The 17,126-nt window shown below is 52.6% G+C and carries 13 protein-coding genes and 1 pseudogene; 6 read left to right on the forward strand and 8 right to left on the reverse strand.

What is annotated here, in order from left to right; translation table 11 throughout:
• Nucleotides 1-70: 70 nt before the first annotated feature.
• The 3 genes and pseudogenes from CRO33_RS24915 to CRO33_RS08935 form a co-directional block, all read right to left on the reverse strand.
• Nucleotides 71-1,357, reverse strand: a complete 1,287-nt coding sequence (locus CRO33_RS24915) for a methyl-accepting chemotaxis protein (protein ID WP_097117886.1) — start codon at nt 1,355-1,357, stop codon at nt 71-73.
• A 244-nt stretch (nt 1,358-1,601) separates the two neighbouring features.
• Nucleotides 1,602-1,784 (reverse strand): annotated as a pseudogene (locus CRO33_RS08930) (MFS transporter); the annotation flags it as partial.
• A gap of 71 nt (nt 1,785-1,855) precedes the next feature.
• Nucleotides 1,856-3,154 carry a serine hydrolase domain-containing protein gene (locus tag CRO33_RS08935; protein WP_097117887.1) on the reverse strand — a complete coding sequence of 433 codons (1,299 nt, stop codon included), beginning with the start codon at nt 3,152-3,154 and terminating at the stop codon, nt 1,856-1,858.
• Nucleotides 3,155-3,269: 115 nt separating this feature from the next.
• Here CRO33_RS08935 and CRO33_RS08940 point away from each other — a divergent pair, with 115 nt between their 5' ends.
• The gene (locus CRO33_RS08940; protein WP_097117888.1) at nt 3,270-4,172 is read left to right on the forward strand and encodes a LysR family transcriptional regulator; all 903 of its coding nucleotides are present in this window, start codon (nt 3,270-3,272) and stop codon (nt 4,170-4,172) included.
• Nucleotides 4,173-4,212: 40 nt separating this feature from the next.
• Here CRO33_RS08940 and CRO33_RS08945 read toward each other — a convergent pair whose 3' ends face one another.
• The gene (locus CRO33_RS08945; protein ID WP_097117889.1) at nt 4,213-4,404 is read right to left on the reverse strand and encodes a hypothetical protein; all 192 of its coding nucleotides are present in this window, start codon (nt 4,402-4,404) and stop codon (nt 4,213-4,215) included.
• Between the two features lie 330 nt (nt 4,405-4,734).
• Between CRO33_RS08945 and CRO33_RS08950 the strand changes: the two genes are divergently transcribed.
• Complete coding sequence (locus CRO33_RS08950) at nt 4,735-6,705, forward strand: autotransporter outer membrane beta-barrel domain-containing protein (protein ID WP_097117890.1); 1,971 nt, start codon at nt 4,735-4,737, stop codon at nt 6,703-6,705.
• 344 nt (nt 6,706-7,049) lie between these two features.
• The gene (locus CRO33_RS08955) at nt 7,050-8,906 is read left to right on the forward strand and encodes a hypothetical protein (RefSeq protein ID WP_097117891.1); all 1,857 of its coding nucleotides are present in this window, start codon (nt 7,050-7,052) and stop codon (nt 8,904-8,906) included.
• A 92-nt stretch (nt 8,907-8,998) separates the two neighbouring features.
• Here the strand turns inward: CRO33_RS08955 and CRO33_RS08960 are convergent, their stop codons facing one another.
• Entirely contained in the window at nt 8,999-10,339 is a 1,341-nt protein-coding gene (locus tag CRO33_RS08960) for a glycoside hydrolase family 10 protein (RefSeq protein ID WP_097117892.1), read from the reverse strand.
• Between the two features lie 138 nt (nt 10,340-10,477).
• Here CRO33_RS08960 and CRO33_RS08965 point away from each other — a divergent pair, with 138 nt between their 5' ends.
• A complete protein-coding gene (locus CRO33_RS08965; RefSeq protein ID WP_045815361.1) occupies nt 10,478-10,804 on the forward strand; it encodes a hypothetical protein in 327 nt (108 codons plus the stop codon).
• A gap of 35 nt (nt 10,805-10,839) precedes the next feature.
• Here the strand turns inward: CRO33_RS08965 and gabP are convergent, their stop codons facing one another.
• Nucleotides 10,840-12,234 carry a GABA permease gene (gene gabP, locus CRO33_RS08970; protein ID WP_097117893.1) on the reverse strand — a complete coding sequence of 465 codons (1,395 nt, stop codon included), beginning with the start codon at nt 12,232-12,234 and terminating at the stop codon, nt 10,840-10,842.
• A 96-nt stretch (nt 12,235-12,330) separates the two neighbouring features.
• On the reverse strand, nt 12,331-13,593 hold the full coding sequence (gabT, locus tag CRO33_RS08975; protein ID WP_058961044.1) for a 4-aminobutyrate--2-oxoglutarate transaminase: 1,263 nt from the start codon (nt 13,591-13,593) through the stop codon (nt 12,331-12,333).
• Nucleotides 13,594-13,702: 109 nt separating this feature from the next.
• On the opposite strand from gabT, the gene pdxR reads away from it, so the two are divergent.
• A complete protein-coding gene (gene pdxR / locus CRO33_RS08980; RefSeq protein ID WP_058961043.1) occupies nt 13,703-15,196 on the forward strand; it encodes a MocR-like pyridoxine biosynthesis transcription factor PdxR in 1,494 nt (497 codons plus the stop codon).
• Between the two features lie 55 nt (nt 15,197-15,251).
• On the opposite strand, the gene CRO33_RS08985 is transcribed toward pdxR, so the two are convergent.
• Nucleotides 15,252-16,109 carry an aldo/keto reductase family oxidoreductase gene (locus tag CRO33_RS08985; protein WP_097117894.1) on the reverse strand — a complete coding sequence of 286 codons (858 nt, stop codon included), beginning with the start codon at nt 16,107-16,109 and terminating at the stop codon, nt 15,252-15,254.
• Nucleotides 16,110-16,206: 97 nt separating this feature from the next.
• On the opposite strand from CRO33_RS08985, the gene CRO33_RS08990 reads away from it, so the two are divergent.
• Nucleotides 16,207-17,118, forward strand: a complete 912-nt coding sequence (locus tag CRO33_RS08990; protein ID WP_097117895.1) for a LysR family transcriptional regulator — start codon at nt 16,207-16,209, stop codon at nt 17,116-17,118.
• The last annotated feature ends 8 nt before the right edge of the window (nt 17,119-17,126 follow it).

A 17,126-nucleotide genomic window follows, 5' to 3' on the forward strand; every position in this document is an offset into this window, starting at 1 on the left:
ACCGATCGTGGCATCGTTAAAAGTGAAAGGCGGCCTTCAGGCCGCCTGAGCATCGCTGGAGGGTGATAACCTAAACATCCAGTCGATGAATGACATTCACAAACTCATGCACACCACTGTTTATTTCTCGCAGGCTGCGTGACAGCACGCTGATTTTATCCTGCTCGGTCACCACGAACTGTTTCACTTCACCTAACTGCTGCTCCATCTGATGAATCAGCATGGCGTTGTGCTCCACGACTTGAGTGATCTTTTTGGTTGCGCTGGAGGTGGAAGCCGCCAGACGCCGCACTTCATCCGCTACCACACTAAATCCACGCCCCGCTTCACCCGCGCGCGCGGCTTCAATCGCGGCATTTAACGCCAGGATATTGGTTTGTGAAGCAATCAGATTGATGGTTTCTACCACTTCGTTGATGCTTTTCGCCGAGGCATTTAACTGGGTGCCAATATCGGTGGCGGCATTGACTTGTACTGCCACCAGACCGGAGTTGCGGATGGTTTCATCCAGCACTTCGTTGGCGTTATCCGTTATTTGCGAAGTTTGTTCTGAGGTGGTGAGGGCAATATCAGCGACCCGTTTTGCCGCTTCAACCCGCGTGGTGATATCGGAAGCAATTTTGATCACCTTGTACACTTTGCCGTCGGCATCAAACACCGGATTGTAGCTCGCCTCTAGCCAGATGCGTTCACCAGCAGCTGTCTTACGCTCAAAACGACCGACGTAATGCTGTCCCTTCGCGATTTTGCGCCAGAACTCGGGGTTTTCCCGATAAAAGTTATCGAAACAGAACAAGCGATGATGCTGACCGACAATCGTTTTAAGCTCGTAACCCATGTGTGTCAGGAAATTCGCGTTGGCTGTCAGTATATGACCATCGGGCGTGAATTCAATGACGGCCATGGAGCGGTCGAGAGCGGTGATCACTGCCTCTTTATGCTCAAGTTCTTCATGTCGGGCAGTGATATCACTGGCGACTTTAATCACCTTATAGACTTTGCCTTTATCATCGCTCACCGGGAAGTACGTTGCGCTCAGGTAGAAACGTTGGCGTTGTTTATTAAAGCGCTCAAAAATTCCGGTGACGGATTCACCTGAGGCCAGCGTCTGCCAGAAAGCAAAGTACTCCGATGACTGGCTGTAGGCCGGGCTGCAGAAAATGCGATGATGCTGTCCCTGAATCTCATGAAGGTTGTAGCCGGTCACCTCAAGGAATTGCGGATTGGCGCTGAGGATTTCACCGCTGGGCGAAAACTCAATCCATGCCACATGTTGTTTGATTGCATTGATATCTTTGAGTACATCGCCACTTTTATAAAATGGCAGAGAAAGGCTGGATTTCTTCACCCCAAACATGTGTGACCTCAGGCGATATTATGTCATTGAACATAATGCGTGCAGCGTTTGCCGCTCCGCTGAATTTCCTCAGCTGAACACTTTTCTTGCGATGTGCTTCTCTGCGCGTACGCAGGCTGGGTGTATTGAGTTTTGTTTGCCTGATGTTGTGGTAAACGGACCGGTTACGGTCCGCTTTGATAAAGGTAGCTTAATTATCGGCGCGGTTTCCAGAACATTTAACTAAAATGCATGAAAAAGCGTTTCACTTGCCAGACTGCGGATAAGCAAGGGTTTTCAACCGATCATTTGGTGGTCGCGAGGCGATAATGCCAATCACGCCACCCGCGATCAGTGCCACCGCCACCACCAGTAAACCTGAATGATAACTCTGGGTCATATTCTTAAGTTTTCCCAGTACGGGTGGCAATCCCAAACCGACAAATGAGAGGAAAAGTAAACTCATACCCACAAGCAATTTATCGCGCCACACCCCTGTATGGCGCGAATAAATGCTGTTTAATGCAACTGTTGCGCAATCGCGCTGTACATCAGAACCGCTTCGAGTGGCTGCGCGTTGAAGGAGGGTTCAGCCTGAGGCCAGGTTGACCATTGTACGATGACCAGGTTTTCTGCACGGTTAACCATAATGATTTGCCCATAAATGCCCAGAGCCCAGAGTGAGTGCTTCAGCCCCTCTGCTGCAGTGGGCACGACATGTTGTGCATTGGCGGGGATAGCATTATTCCACCATTGATAACCGTAAATACCCTCCGGATGGGCCGCACTGACAGAGTCTTTTGCCTGTGTCCATGTTGCTGCGTCATTCACCCAATTGTCAGGCAAGATTTGCTTACCATCGGGCAGGCGACCTTCGTTGAGGATAAATTCACCATAGCGACCCCAATCTTCCAGCGTGGCGTTGAAACCATGAGCACCCACGTCATGCTTTCCTGATTGGTAAGCATGCCAGACGCCATCACTGGCCATGCCATTGGGTTGCCATACGGTTTGCTGCAGGTAAGCCGCCAATGACATGCCTGTTGCCCGTTCCAGCACATCCCCCAACAACCATGCGCCACCGGAAGAGTAAGACCACTGTTCACCCGCAGGATGCGCGCGTTTCAGATGAGAGACGATATTACGCACACAGGCATAGGCGCCAGCTTGCGCTTCGCACTGGGTCAACTGCGCAAAGTCAGATTTCGAATTGGTGTAATCCTCATTCCATGCCACGCCGGAAGTGTGCTGGATAAGCTGTTTAAGGGTTACGCCATCCCATGCGGTTCCCTTCAGTTCGGGTTCATATACAGTGATGTTGTCATCCGGTGAATGAATTTTTCCCTGCTTGATAGCGATGCCCACCAGTGTAGACACCACCGATTTACCCACTGAGCGCGAGGTCCACAGGGTGGTGTCGGTATTACCTTCGGCAAAATATTTGTAGGCGACTTTGCCGTTTTTCAGCACCAGCATGCCCGCGACATTTTCACGTTTTAAGTAATCAGCGAGGTGATAGGTGTGGCCATTAACCTGATACTGCGCATCGACTAACAGGTTATTGGCACGCGCCAGTGGCTTCGCTTGCCCATGATGAAACACATCTCCCGCATAATTTCGGTAATCATTACGGAAACCGACTACTCGATCTTTTTGACTCCAGCTCAGCATCTGGTGAGGGTCAGGTAACTGATGATCAAAGGGGGCAGGACAGGGCGTGAGCGCCACGCCATCGCACTCTGTCGCAGCAGTTGCATAGCTACTCACAGCTAGTGAGAGAGAAAACAGCAGGGGTTTAATCACGGTGTGACGTTGCATGAAAAGTGCCTTTGTAGTGCAGTTAAGAGTGCGGCGAGTATAGAAATCTAAGGGGCGAGGTTAAAATCACCCCATGGGGGAAATTCCCCCCCAAATGTTAGACATAGGATTTCAGATGAATGCGCTGCGCTATTCCTTTTCACAAATTGAAGCCTTTGCGGCGATTGCAGAGTTCGGCACGGTTTCCCGTGCAGCAGAGAAACTGAGGAAAGATCGCACCACCGTGCGCGATCTCATCGATTACCTGGAGGATGCCCTTGGCTACTCGTTGTTTGAGCGTGAAGGGCGCAAATTGGTTCTGACATCCAGGGGGGAGCAGTTACATCGTCAGGCGCATTTGCTGGTGCGTCAGGCTCATGCATTTGAAGCTTTCGCGCAGACCTTGCCGGAGTCGCGCACGCAGCAAATCACGCTGGTGTATGACCCTTTTGTCCCGCAGTTATTTTTGCAGGCATTCATCAGTGAGTGCAGCAGGGCGCAGGTGCAATTAAGTCTCTGGTGTGCTTCGCGTTTCGAAGCTGAGAGTGCCCTTAAATCGGGCAAGGCCGACCTGGCAATTTGTCAGGCAGTGAATCGTTCGTTAGGTAATGAGATGGAGTGGAGCGCGTTAGGTGCCATTGAACTGAACTTTTATGCGGCGACAGCATTGTTCGCTCATCAAGATTCACCTCTGACGTTGCTAAACCTCGCCCTGGAACCGCAATTGGTAATGCATGCGCATGCTGATGAACAAATCACGCACCGTCTGCAAATTTCGGGACAGTCACTGTTTGTGAACGAGCGAACCATGTTGCAGTCTCTGATCGAGCAGGGGCAAGGTTGGGGATTTCTACCAACGCATTTTCAGGCGCAGAAATGGCATCAGGTGCAAGTTTTGCCAACTGAGGTGGGGCATCAGGGACTCAATATCACTCTGGTGGCACTGTGGGCGCCGGGAGCGAGAAGGCACCAGGTCGTTAATGATGTGGTGGTTAAATTGCAACGGCTGTGGCAGCAGTACGGGGCATTCTCTTCCTGATAAGAGCCGTGAGTGGCGCTCCACGGCTCTGAGGATAGCATCAGGGCAGCGACTTAGCGGATTCTATAATTTCAACCGGCCCATGGTTATCGCAATGATCTCCGTGTGGATGATGAAGATGGCCGTCGTGCAAGTAATCGATATGTCCTTCATGGCGAATCGCGGTATGACCACAGTGCGCACCATGTTGATGGTCATGATGTTGGTGATGCTGCTCTTTACAATCACTCATTTACTGACTCCATATCCAGAGATGTGGCGCAAATTGCGGTTGCCGGATCCTTGCCCGGCAACCCATAACTATAGATCAGTCCTTCCTTCATGAGAGACGTGCGGTAGTGTGAGCGAGGTTAAATTCCTAAAAATACTCGCAGTAATCTTATGTATGCAAACTGGTATTACCTTCCCTGACTGACTACACCTTAAACGTCCTTGTTATCCCCTTAACGTCCTTTTCGCATCCTTGATGCGACCTTATTGACTTGTGTTGCTGCGGTGTCATGCGCAAGTCACATCTTTTACGCGTCAGGCACAAACCGTCTGACTCATCACGGAGTGGATGATGAAAAAACGCAAATCCGCACTTTCCCTTGTCGCGATAGCGACCATAAGTACCCTGCTGGCAACACCTGACGCTGAGGCGTGGGACAGCTTAACGGTTTTTGGTGATAGCCTGAGCGACGGTGGCAATGTTGGGCGTTTTACCGCCGACGGCGCGCAGCATCCGCTGTACGATGAAATTTTGGCAACGCATCTGGGTGAAAATCTACTGCCTTCCGATTTAGGGGGCAGTAACTATGCTCAAGGTGGTGCTGTTGCGGTACCTGCTTTGGATCCTGATTTGAACACCCAGGACCAGCTGGCGACCTATCTGCAATCCACCGGTGGGCGCGCTGACAGCAACGGCTTGTACATTCATTGGGTCGGTGCAAATGATATTGCCGCCGCCGTCACCAATCCGCTCACCGCACGTGAAACCATTAGCAACAGCGCAGTTTCTGCGGCTTCCCAGGTCAAAACGCTACTGGATGCGGGCGCGGGAGCGGTCATCGTGCCCAATGTTCCGCAATTGGGGCTGACGCCCTACATGGTGCAGATCGTCTTGAGTACGTTTGGAACATCAGCCATGGTCGCGGCTTTTCAGTCGCTCAATAACGCTGCCACACCGGATGCTGCCGCCCGTCAACAGGCGGTGAAAGAGGCCTTTACAGCCGCCGCCGGACAAATTTTGGGCGACCCCACGGCGCGTGACGTATTGGCTCAACAGCTTTACGACGCCTGGCAAGCACTCAGTACTCAGGTGACAGCCTTGTCCGATGGCTACAACCAGCAGGAAGAGGCCCAGTTGGCCGCGTTGAAGGGCAATATCGTTCGGGTGGATATCGCTGGACTGTTTAGTGAGGTGGTCGCAAACCCGGGACGTTATGGTTTGACCAACACCATCGGCATTGCCTGTCCGGTGGGCACCTCTGCAGATGAATGCCACTCCTCTGATGCCGGTTTTAGTAGCGCACAAGCGTATCTGTTTGCCGATCGCCTGCATCCCAGCCCGGCAGTGCACGCTATGCTGGCAGATTATATTCAATCGATTCTCGATGCTCCTGCACAGGTCGCGGCACTGTCGCAATCCACACTGCTGATGGCGCGCGACATGCATAATACACTGGATGGGCATTTGCAACAGCAGCGCCAGCAACCGGCCAGCGCGGGACAGTTCACGGTGTTTGGTGGCTATGCCGGGCAGCACGTCGATTATCAAGGTGATGACTGGAGCGACGGTGATGCAAACACCACTAATCTGACGTTGGGGATCGGCTATCAATTGACCGATAACTGGCAAACGGGTTTGTTGTTCTCAAACAGCAATCAGCGCATGGATCCTTCATCAAACTATGACTACAAGCTGCGCGGAAATCTGGTGGCGCTCTACAGTCAGCTCACCTTGTTCGATCAAGGCTGGATCAACGCCGATCTCCATTATGCCGATCTCGATTTCGACAGTATCGAGCGTAACATCAACATCGGCCCTGCCACCCGGACTGAACAAGGCAACAGCAGCGGTAAATTACTGGGCATGCGGATACAAAGCGGCTGGGATTTACCCTTGGGGAACCATATCACGACCGGCCCGGTAGTCAGCTATGCGTTGGATTATGGTCGCGTGGGTGGCTATCAGGAAAATGGCAACACCAGCACCTCGATGCGCTTCTCTGATCAAACGCTTCACTCACAGATCGGTTCAATTGGCTGGCGCGTCGATAGCCGGCAGTGGGTGGTCAATCCGTGGGCTCAGGTCAGTTATAACCATCAGTTTGGTGACACGGATGCCACCGTACGCGCGGGTTTAAAATCCACCCAGACCTCTTTTGAGCGGACGGTGGCGGCTGGGGATAAAAACTGGCTGGATGTGGCGGTCGGTGCCAATGTGCCGTTGGGCGATAAGGTCAATGCCTTTGCTGGCGTGTCTACCGTCGCCAGTAACAGCGATTACCATCAGGTGACCTGGAACGTCGGGGTGAATGCCACATTCTAGGATGATGTGCCAGCAAGTCGTGGCTTGCTGGCACCGTTTTAGCTTCACTTAACCTTAATAAATAAGTGAATGAATCAGTTACCGGCTTAAGGTATTCGATCGGAATCTTGCGTAGATTGCTCAATTTTTGGGGCCGTGATAAGCAATAATGTGCCTGCGATTATTCTGTAAAACCCCGCCCTTACCGCTGCGCTTTCTTTCTGCAATCATTATCTTGGTTAATTCCATTTATCTGTTGGATGTTTAACGCCTCTAATTACACTGGCACACATCAACATATTAACTATCAGCTACTTATACTGCATGGGGGCAGTTATTTTCTCTTAATATTTAAGGGGTACACCATGGTTAATGCGTCCAATAACACCACGCCACAAAATGCCGTCAACGCCGCAACGGGTACCGTTGTGCAGTTAAAAACCATTGATGAATTACGTGCTACAGAACCGACATCCGCCGGGGAAATTGCGTCGGTGCTGGAGTACACCAAAGGCAGTAAAATGGGCGGCGGGGTGTTTGTGTATGACGCGACCGATACCACCAGCCCAGACGATGGTGGAATTGTCTTTATCGCGGCAGGCAATAAACGCTGGAAGCGGGTGATTCAGGATTACAGCACCGTCACCGTTTTGGATTTTGGTGCTATAGCCGACGGTAAAACGGATTGTATCGAGGCAGTAAAACGTATGTTTACCTGGTCACAGCGTGTGCTGCCTGCTGCCGGTATCCGTTTTACCGCCGGTGTATTCAGCATGTCTACTTTCGACATTTCAGACAAAGAGATTAACCGCTTCAAGGTTTCGGGTGCTAATGTCAACTTTGGATATTTTCCCACCACCACGTTGACATTTAACTGGGGGACGCAGCCAAGAGGACTCCACTTTTTTAAAGTCAATGCGCGCTATGCAGAGATTTCGGGCATTGTGGTGAAAGGCATGAGTTCAAATAACGGCGGAGACGGCGGTACCGCATTTAATAAAGTCGGTTTTTACGCCAACATTATTACTGGCGGGCAGTTTCTGCGCGTGAGCAGTATGGAGTTTCGCTATCTGGGCGGACGAGCACTGGATCTGATCGATACGCTGGATTGTAAGATTGATCAGTTTTATTCAAGAGGCTGTCAGGACAGCATTGTGTATGCGCGCTGGTCCGATCGTGCAGCAGGTGCCTGGGACCACAGCACGGCCATTGAATTATCCAACTTCAATTTGCAAGAAAATACCCTAAAGCCGGTGTTGGATTTACCGCGCTGCACCCAATCCTTTATTCGTAATGGCTGGATTGAACATTCAGAATTCGCCGGGGATTTAACTAATGGTCAGTGGGTGATAGAGGGGTTGGCGATTGAATCAACGACTAACCCGTTAAAATTGGGTTATTGCCGCGCGTTGATCATTCAGAAAAGTATTCATAATCAAAGCGCCGGGTTTGATTACAGTACCGCAGGTATCGAACCCTGGTCACTGCTGGCGGAAGGTGATCGCGGGCTGATGGAAATATCGGATTGGGGTGCCATCATTCAGGGCTCGCTAAACTACGATTATATTACCTCGCAACACCATATGGATAACCGTAGCGATAAAGAGAAATGGTTCTACATTGGCGAATTTAATTTCTCGGATGAAGGGACTCAGATTCACGTGCGTGTGGTGGGGACATCGCAAATATTATCGCAAAGCGCCACGCAAACTCAGTACTCTGGACGGACGCCAGAAGGGGTGGCCAATATTTACCTCCAGGCGCGCAATAATGCCAATACCATTGGCAGCTGGTATGGCGAAGGCTCATGTCCGGTGACGAAAGTGCACATTGAAGGCGGTGCCACCCGTACGAAGCTCTACGTTAAATTGGCGCAATTCACCGGTTTTGCTACCGCGCAGGTGGAAACGAACGGCAAGGATCGGTATAAAGCGGGATTGTGTTTCATCTTCCGCAAAAGCTATGCAATCTGCTCCGATGATGACGCGAAAAGGCTGGATGCCGCACCTGTGGTGGCTTTCGAACAACACTGGATTGGCAATGAAAAAGTGGGGATAGGCTACAACAACGACAAAGAGTTGCTGTTGAACGGGACGCTTATTCTGGGTAAGCCCGAAGAGTACGAGCCAGGTAAGTGGCGTACCCGGCGTTATTTAAAAGTTCGGGTTAATGGTGATGAATGGAGCATTCCATTAAATAGTGCAACTGAGCCGTATATCTAAAGAGCAGCCAGCAACGTCTGTTGCTGGCGAATTATCGTTAAACAATTTGGCTGAGATATGCCGGAAAATCCGGCAGTGATTGGCCTTAAAAATTAACTTCCCCAACGACTGCGTAAATAATTCACCGCCTGCTGAGTTTGCGGTTGGTTAAGGTAGTTTTCGCGGAACAGAATAGTGCCGTTAATTTGTGGCACAGATTCATTGAGGTCCAGCTGTTTTTTCAGTTCCGGCACACCGCCATTAATGGTCCAGTCTGGCTCCATCTTGGAGGTTTCACCGACTTTATACAGCGCTACACCGATATAGAGCCGGGTGTGCGTGGGTTTGACTACATTGGCCCACCAGTTCGCGAGCACATCATAACGTGCAGCCTGGCGTGAAAATGGCCAGTAGATCTGTGGCGCGATGTAATCTAACAGGCCCATCTGCACCCATTTACGCGTATCTGCATAAGATTCGTCGTAGGCCGCCGCGCCGCGCGTGTCTGAGCCTGCGGGATCGTGGGATACGTTGCGCCACACACCAGCGGGGCTGACGCCGAATTCGACATTCGGTTTTAACTGCTTAATGGTGCGGGACACTTGTTCAATCAGCTGCTGAGTATTGTGACGTCGCCAGTCCGCTTTCGAGGCATATCCCTGACCATACTGGCGGAAGGTGGTGCTGTCATTCAGCGTTGAGCCGGGCGATTCCGCATAGAAATAGTCATCAAACTGCACGCCATCGATATCATAATTTGCAACCACCTCCGCCACGATGCTGGTAATCCAGTCGCGGGCATCAGGAATGCCTGGGTCCAGCACAAAGCGATCACCTGCGGTGCGGATCCAGTCACGATGGAGCACAAAAACGCTGGCTGGATGCAGGGAGAGTGTGTTGTTAAGTCCTGCCACCGTCGAGGGTTTCACGTTGGTAGAAACGCGATAAGGGTTAAACCACGCATGCACTTTGATACCGCGTTTGTGTGCTTCATCCAGCATAAACTGCAGCGGATCGTAACCGGGATCTTCCCCAATCTTTCCGGTCATCATATCTGACCAGGGTAAGATTTTAGAACGCCACAGTGCCGTGCCGTCAGGTTTCACCTGGAAGAAGACGGTATTAATACCGAGACTTTTAAGTTTATCCAGCTTATCGGTCAGCGCCTTTTGTTGCTGGCTGATGCGATTTGCCGGGCTGGCATTCACTGAGGCTATGGGTGGCCAGTCAAGGCGCGACACCGTGGTGAGCCACACACCACGCACCGGTTCTGTGTTAACCACTGGTTGCACGGGATGCGGTTTCGGCGTCACAGTCGGAAACGGTGTGACCAGGGATTTAGGGGGCTCAGAACTGCAGCTAGCCAATAGCAGTGCAGCAGCCAATAAGGCGGCCGATTTTCTCAGGGTAGCAACACGGGGAAAACGCGTGGAACAGGCTATGATAAACTCCATTTTTTTCAATTTACTGTTCGAAGAGCCTCATTCTCTTCTCATCAGCCTTAAAGTCAATAAGAGCCCTCGGTAACGTTGTCATCCCATCTATGGCTAACGCTGCCCACGGGAACTCACTAAAAACAGGAATACACTGCCATGACCTATGAAGACCTTTACCGCCGCATCGCGATGATTGTTTTCAGCTGTGGACCGCAAGGTGCACGCGAATTAATCGTAAAAGCTGAACTGTTTGCCGATGACGAGGGCGGTGAATACCAGTTCGATTATCTGGATGAAAACGGCGAGCCAGACTGGTTTGAACCTGATGCACAGGCAATTGGTGATTTAACTGAAGCATTGAAAGATTTCCAACACTACTTCGTTGAGCACGATATGACCGAAGGGAAGCCGGTGTGGAATAAATGCGTTGTGGTGATTAACGTGCCGGAAGAGTCGATCAGTATCGATGTGCAATATGAGTAAGGCTTCCGGGCCTCCCAGCCCGGAAATTTCTGGCATTATGAACGCACTGCCACTAACGCCTCGCGCTCGCGCAAAGCGCGTTTACGATGCACGATGCGGCTGGTGATCAACACCGCCAACGTGAGTAGACCGGTGGCTATGATCTCAGAGCGATGCGCCGGCATAAACAGCATTGAGACCAACACTCCCACGATGAACACCATGGTTGCCCAGGTTAAGCCTGGGAACAGCCACATGCGATAACTTAAGATCTCACCCCGTGCCTCGCGCTTTTTGCGCAACACCAGATGCGAGGCCGCTATCACCAGGTAAACCAGTAACGCAATCGCGCCGGAACTGGCTAGCAGGAACTCAAATACTGCTGCGGGTGCCAGATAATTGGCGATCACCGCGAGAAATGCAGCGGCAGTTGAGGCGATGACTGCAACCCAGGGCGTACCGCTGCGCGTGGTTTTTGATGCCGCGGCAGGGGCATCCTGACGACGGGAAAGCGAATACAGCATGCGTGAAGCCGTATAGAGCGCAGAGTTAAGACAGCTGCACACCGCGATCAACACCACTACATCGACGATTTGCCGCGCGTAAGGAATATTCATCATCTCCATCGCCGTTTGATACGAACCGGCTTTCATCAGCGATGTGGTATTCCACGGCACCAGCGAGATAACAATGAAGATCGACAGCAAATAAAACAGCGCAATACGCCAGATCACGGAGTTGGTGGCCTGCGTTATCTGCTTTTTCGGTTCACGTGATTCCGCTGCCGCGATGGTGACGATTTCCGTTCCCATAAAGGAGAACATGGTGGTCAGAATGGCAGCCAGTACGGCACCGATGCCGTTTGGCATAAACCCGTGCGTGTCATAGAGATGGGAAATGCCTTGTGTGCTGCTACCGGGCATCAGGCCGAATATCGCCAGGCTGCCGACAATCAGGAAGGCGACAATGGCGACCACTTTCAGCAGCGCAAACCAGAATTCGAACTCACCGTAATTCTTCACGCTGAACAGGTTGCTGACCGTCAGAAACGTGGTGATCGCCAGTGTATATTCCCACACGGCAATCTGCGGGAACCAACTGTGCAATATCGTGCCTGCGGCATTGGCTTCAAGCGGAATGACCAGCACCCAAAACCACCAGTAGAGCCAGCCAATGGTAAATCCAGCCCAGCGTCCCAGTGATTTATCTGCATAGGTGGAGAAAGAGCCGGAGTCCGGTGAGGCAACGGCCATTTCCGCTAACATGCGCATAATCAGCACCACCAGCGCACCGGCTGCGATGTAGGCCAGTAACACGGCGGGGCCTGCTTCGGCGATAGCATGACCGGAACCGACAAACAGGCCGGCACCTATTACACCGGCAATGGATAACATGCGGACATGACGCGGCTTTAAGCCTTGCGCAAGCGCATCAGCATTCTGTGAACTCATTGTTTTCTCCAGATTGTCTCTCGGGCTGTGATTTGACACAGCCTGGCTGCAGCAGGTGGATGACCAGCCCGCATACGGGCTGGCTAAGCTGGGGGCCTACGAATCCTGGTGCGCGCTCAGCACATGGCTGAGAATCTCCAGCGCCTGGCTGAATTGCGCATCCGGAATAGTGAGCGGATAGAGGAAGCGAATCACGTTGCCCTGCGGACCACAGGTCAACAACAGTAAACCGCGCGCCATGGCGTGTTGCTGGATGGCCTGAGCGGTTTGCGCCTCGGCAAACTCCACCGCGACCATCGAACCTAATGCGCGGATATCGGTGATCGCAGAGCAGTGGCGACGTGCCTCATTGAGGAATTCGACCAGTTGCGCACCCAGTTTCACTGAGCGCTCACACAGTTGTTCTTCAGCAATAATATCCAGCACCGCATGCGCGGCGGCAATCGCTAGCGGGTTTCCGGCGTAAGTGCCACCCAACCCACCGGGGCCGGGCGCATCCATGATCTCTGCGCGACCACTCACCGCAGACAACGGCATGCCGCCCGCCAGACTTTTCGCCATAGTGATCAAGTCTGGTTTAACGGTGTAATGGTCCATGGCAAACAGCTTGCCAGTACGACCAAAGCCGGTTTGCACTTCGTCGGCAATCAGCAGAATGCCGTGTTGATCGGCCAGTTGGCGCAGGCGAACGAAGAACTCAGCAGGGGCGATGTGGAAACCGCCTTCACCTTGTACTGGCTCCAGCACAATGGCTGCCACGTCTTGCGGCGCGATGTCCTGAGTGAAGATGTCTTGCAGGCTCGCCAAAGCATCATCAACGCTGATACCGGTCACGTTGTTGGGGTAACGAGCGTGCCACACGGAAGCAGGCATCGGGCCAAAGTCACGCTTATAGGGGGCCACTTTACCGGTCATCGCCATCGTCATAAACGTACGACCATGGAACGCGTTACCGAAGGTGATAATGCCGTGACGGCGTGTGGCGGCGCGCGCAACTTTAACGGCATTCTCAACCGCTTCAGCACCGGTTGAGAAAAAGGCGGTTTTGGCTTTACCGGCTATGGGCACCACGCTGTTGATGCGCTCTGCCAGGCCGACATAGCTCTCGTAAGGCGTCACCTGGAACGCGGTATGGGTGAATTTTTCTAACTGTTCCGCGATGGCTTTCACAATGCGCGGATGACGGTGGCCGGTGTTGAGCACCGCGATACCACCAGCGAAATCAATCCAGCTGTTGCCTTCAACGTCACGCAACGTCGCGTTCTCTGCCTGATCGACATACCACTGGCAAAGATTACCGGTGCCACGTGGGAGTGCGTCATCTTTACGTTGTTGCAGCTGGCTGTTTTTACCTTCCATAACCTTTCCTTAGCGATAAGCGTCTTTACAAATCACGACAAACACGCTTATTTATCCCTGCGCTAAGGTTTGTTGCCAGAGCCACTTTTACAGAAAAGGATGGAGCCAATTGCGGAGTTTGTACGCCGATCATGTATTAGAACGTTTGCAGTTTATGCCGGAAGGGACGTTGCAGCAGCGCCTGTTAGCGTGTATGCAGGCGGCGATTGTTGAGGGGATTTTTCCACGCGCCACGCGATTACCGGCCACGCGCGATATGGCACGGGAGTTATCGGTGTCACGTAATACCGTACTTAACGTTTATGAAAATTTGATGTCACAGGGCTATGTTACAGCGCGCACCGGCAGCGGAACCTGGATCGCCGAAACGCTGCCTGAAGGGTGTTTAAACAGCCCGCGTGGCGATGACCTGACGCTGCCGCTGAGCGTGAAAACGGCGGCGATTTCTAAACGCGGTGCATCGCTGTTGGGCCATGCCAACGCCTCGCCTTATCAATGGGGCGCGTTTGTGCCAGGCGCGCCGGATGTCACGCAGTTTCCGCACAAACTCTTTAGCCAGATTCAGGCGCGATTAAATCGCGAGCCCGATGTTGATCGATTAATTTACAGCAGCAATGGCGGCTGTCCGCTATTGCGACAGGCACTGGCGGACTATCTCAGCGTGGCCCGATCGGTGCGTGCGGATGCGGATCAAATCATCATCACCGAAGGCATCCATCAGGCGGTTGATCTGGTCACGCGCGTACTATGCGATCCGGGTGATACCGCGTGGATTGAAGAGCCTGGCTACTGGGGAACCCGTAATCTTTTACGCATCAATGGGTTGAAAATACAGGCCATGCCGGTCGACGATCAGGGCATTATTCCTGACTTACCGCCGCGCAGTCGGGCGCCAAAAGTGATATTTGTGACACCGTCACACCAATACCCATTGGGCGTTCATCTCAGCCTTGAAAGACGTAAGCAGTTGCTGGATTTAGCCAGCAAACATAAAACCTGGTTGATAGAGGATGACTACGACAGTGAGTTTCGCTTCGCGGGTCAGCCATTTCCCTCGCTGCAAGGTTTTGAGCCCGATGCGCCGGTGATTTACATGGGCACGTTCAGCAAAACGCTCTATCCGGCACTGCGACTGGGTTATCTGGTGGTGCCAAAAGCGCTGGCTCAACCTTTACGCGTGGCGGCGGCGGAACTCTATCGTGGCGGGCATCTGCTGGTGCAGCGGGCGCTGGCGGAATTTATCCAGAAAGGGCATTACATGGCGCATATCCGCCGTATGCGCAAACTCTACAGCCAGCGTCGTCGATTTTTAGCGGGTCTGATTGAGCGTTATCTTGGCGCTGATTTTATGCCGCGCGTCAATCATGAAGCGGGCTTGCATCTGGTGGTGAATTTACCGGCTGGATGTGATGATGTGGCGATTGCTGCACTGGCGCTGCGGCGCGGTGTGAAGGTTAGACCGCTGTCGCAATATTACATGCACCAGCAGGAGCGACGAGGATTGCTGCTGGGTTATGCCTGCGTGGATGAGCGTCAGTGTCAGGATGCGTTTGGTGTATTGAAGGCATGTCTGATGGAGAGCGGGATTTTAGCGCGTTCTTAGACGTGTGCGCATGCAATCATAATGTTGGGCGGCCCGGGGGCCGCGTCATTCAGGACTAAGCGATGCCGTTTAAACGTTGCACGACATCAGCACTCAACACCAGATCGCCACTGGCGAGATTCTGCTGGAGATGTTCTGGTGATGATGTGCCAGGAATTAACAGAATGTTTGGCGAACGCTGAAGTAACCAGGCCAGGGCAACCTGCAATGTAGTGGCATTCAACTCTTCGGCCACGGCGGTAAGCTGCTCGGATTGCAGCGGTGAGAAACCACCCAATGGGAAGAACGGCACATAAGGAATACCCTGCGCAGCCAGTTGATCAACCAGAGCTTCATCCTGGCGATTCACCAGATTGTAAAGATTCTGCACACAGGCGATGGACGTCATTTTCTGCGCGTCCGCCACTTGTTTGGCCGTTACGTTGCTCAGACCAATATGCTTAACCAGTCCGCGCTCTTTAAGCTTGATCATCGCTTCGACCTGCGGTTCCAGTGAGCCTTCTGCAGGTGCGTGCACGTCGAGCATCGAACGCAGATTCACGACTTCCATCACCTCCATACCAAGATGGCGCAGATTGTCTTCTACCGCCTGAGTCAACTCATCGGGGGAGAAAGCGGGCAACCAGCCTCCTTTCGCATCACGACGAGCACCGACTTTGGTGACGATCACCAGATCGTCGGAATAGGGATGCAGAGCTTTCTTTATCAGTTGGTTAGTAATGTGCGGGCCATAAAAGTCGCTGGTATCGATATGATTCACGCCAGCAGCCACCGCATCACGTAGTACCTGTAATGCCCGATTCTCATCGGCTGGTGGCCCAAACACGCCTTTGCCGGCCAACTGCATGGCGCCATAACCGAGGCGTTTAACCTGACGGTCACCCAAAGTATAGGTATTTGCGTTGTGAGACATGGAAACCTCCTTCGTCGATGTGTGTACAGATTGTAATCGACGCATGGCTGTGCAACTATCCGGTGAAATCAGGACACAGTGTGCGGAATGGCGAACAATGGCATTGGATATTGCACTGCTCCATGCGGTGGTGGCCGTGGCAAAAGCGGGCGGATTTCGTGAAGCCGCCCGCATGACGGGAAGCAATCCTTCTCGTTTAAGTGACGCCGTAAGACGAGCTGAGGAGCAGTTGGGCGTGCGGTTGTTCAATCGCACCACGCGCACCGTCGCGCTCACCGAAGCAGGCAGGGCGTTAATGACGCGCTTAATGCCAGCAATGAATGAAGTGGATGCGGCACTCGATTCGCTCAATCATTTCCGCAACACACCGGGTGGCACGTTAAGAATCAATGTGCCCGTTAGCGCGGCCCGCCTGGTTTTGCCCTCTATCGTGCCCGGCTTTTTGGCGCGATATCCTGACATACAGCTGGAAGTGGTGGCGGAAAGCAATGTGCAGGATATCTTCCGCGACGGCTGTGATGCCGGAATTCGTTACGACGATCATCTCGAACAGGATATGGTGGCATTACCGATTGGACCCCGCGTACAACGCTTTGCAGCAGCGGCCTCATCCGCTTATCTTGCAAAATTTGGCACGCCACAACATCCACGTGATTTGCTAAAGCATCGTTGTCTATATGGCCGCTATGCCACAGGAGTCATTGCAGATTGGGAGTTTGAAAAGGGCGAAGAGGTGGTGCGTTTACAGCCTAAGGGGCCGCTTATTTGCAGCATCGGCGCGGCCATGGATCTCACGGTCGCGGCTGCGGTATCCGGCGCAGGGGTGGTCTATCTGTTTGAGGATTGGATCAAATCCGCACTGGATAATGGCAGCCTGCAACCCATCCTAAGCGAGTGGTGGCAGAGCTTTTCCGGACTGTGGCTTTACTATAACGACCGCCGTTTGATCCCAGCACCGCTGCAGGCTTTTCTTGATTATGTGCGCGAACTTAATGTGCAAGATGAGTGAGTGTTTCA

Origin of the sequence: Pantoea sp. GL120224-02, assembly GCF_900215395.1 — a bacterium.
Classification (GTDB): domain Bacteria; phylum Pseudomonadota; class Gammaproteobacteria; order Enterobacterales; family Enterobacteriaceae; genus Pantoea; species Pantoea communis.

Bases quoted from the DNA above. Each gene is read 5' to 3' on its own strand.
- CRO33_RS24915 (WP_097117886.1), bottom strand. From the start codon at position 1,357: ATGTTTGGGGTGAAGAAATCCAGCCTTTCTCTGCCATTTTATAAAAGT.
- CRO33_RS08935 (WP_097117887.1), bottom strand. From the start codon at position 3,154: ATGCAACGTCACACCGTGATTAAACCCCTGCTGTTTTCTCTCTCACTA.
- CRO33_RS08940 (WP_097117888.1), top strand. From the start codon at position 3,270: ATGAATGCGCTGCGCTATTCCTTTTCACAAATTGAAGCCTTTGCGGCG.
- CRO33_RS08945 (WP_097117889.1), bottom strand. From the start codon at position 4,404: ATGAGTGATTGTAAAGAGCAGCATCACCAACATCATGACCATCAACAT.
- CRO33_RS08950 (WP_097117890.1), top strand. From the start codon at position 4,735: ATGAAAAAACGCAAATCCGCACTTTCCCTTGTCGCGATAGCGACCATA.
- CRO33_RS08955 (WP_097117891.1), top strand. From the start codon at position 7,050: ATGGTTAATGCGTCCAATAACACCACGCCACAAAATGCCGTCAACGCC.
- CRO33_RS08960 (WP_097117892.1), bottom strand. From the start codon at position 10,339: ATGGAGTTTATCATAGCCTGTTCCACGCGTTTTCCCCGTGTTGCTACC.
- CRO33_RS08965 (WP_045815361.1), top strand. From the start codon at position 10,478: ATGACCTATGAAGACCTTTACCGCCGCATCGCGATGATTGTTTTCAGC.
- gabP (WP_097117893.1), bottom strand. From the start codon at position 12,234: ATGAGTTCACAGAATGCTGATGCGCTTGCGCAAGGCTTAAAGCCGCGT.
- gabT (WP_058961044.1), bottom strand. From the start codon at position 13,593: ATGGAAGGTAAAAACAGCCAGCTGCAACAACGTAAAGATGACGCACTC.
- CRO33_RS08985 (WP_097117894.1), bottom strand. From the start codon at position 16,109: ATGTCTCACAACGCAAATACCTATACTTTGGGTGACCGTCAGGTTAAA.
- CRO33_RS08990 (WP_097117895.1), top strand. From the start codon at position 16,207: ATGGCATTGGATATTGCACTGCTCCATGCGGTGGTGGCCGTGGCAAAA.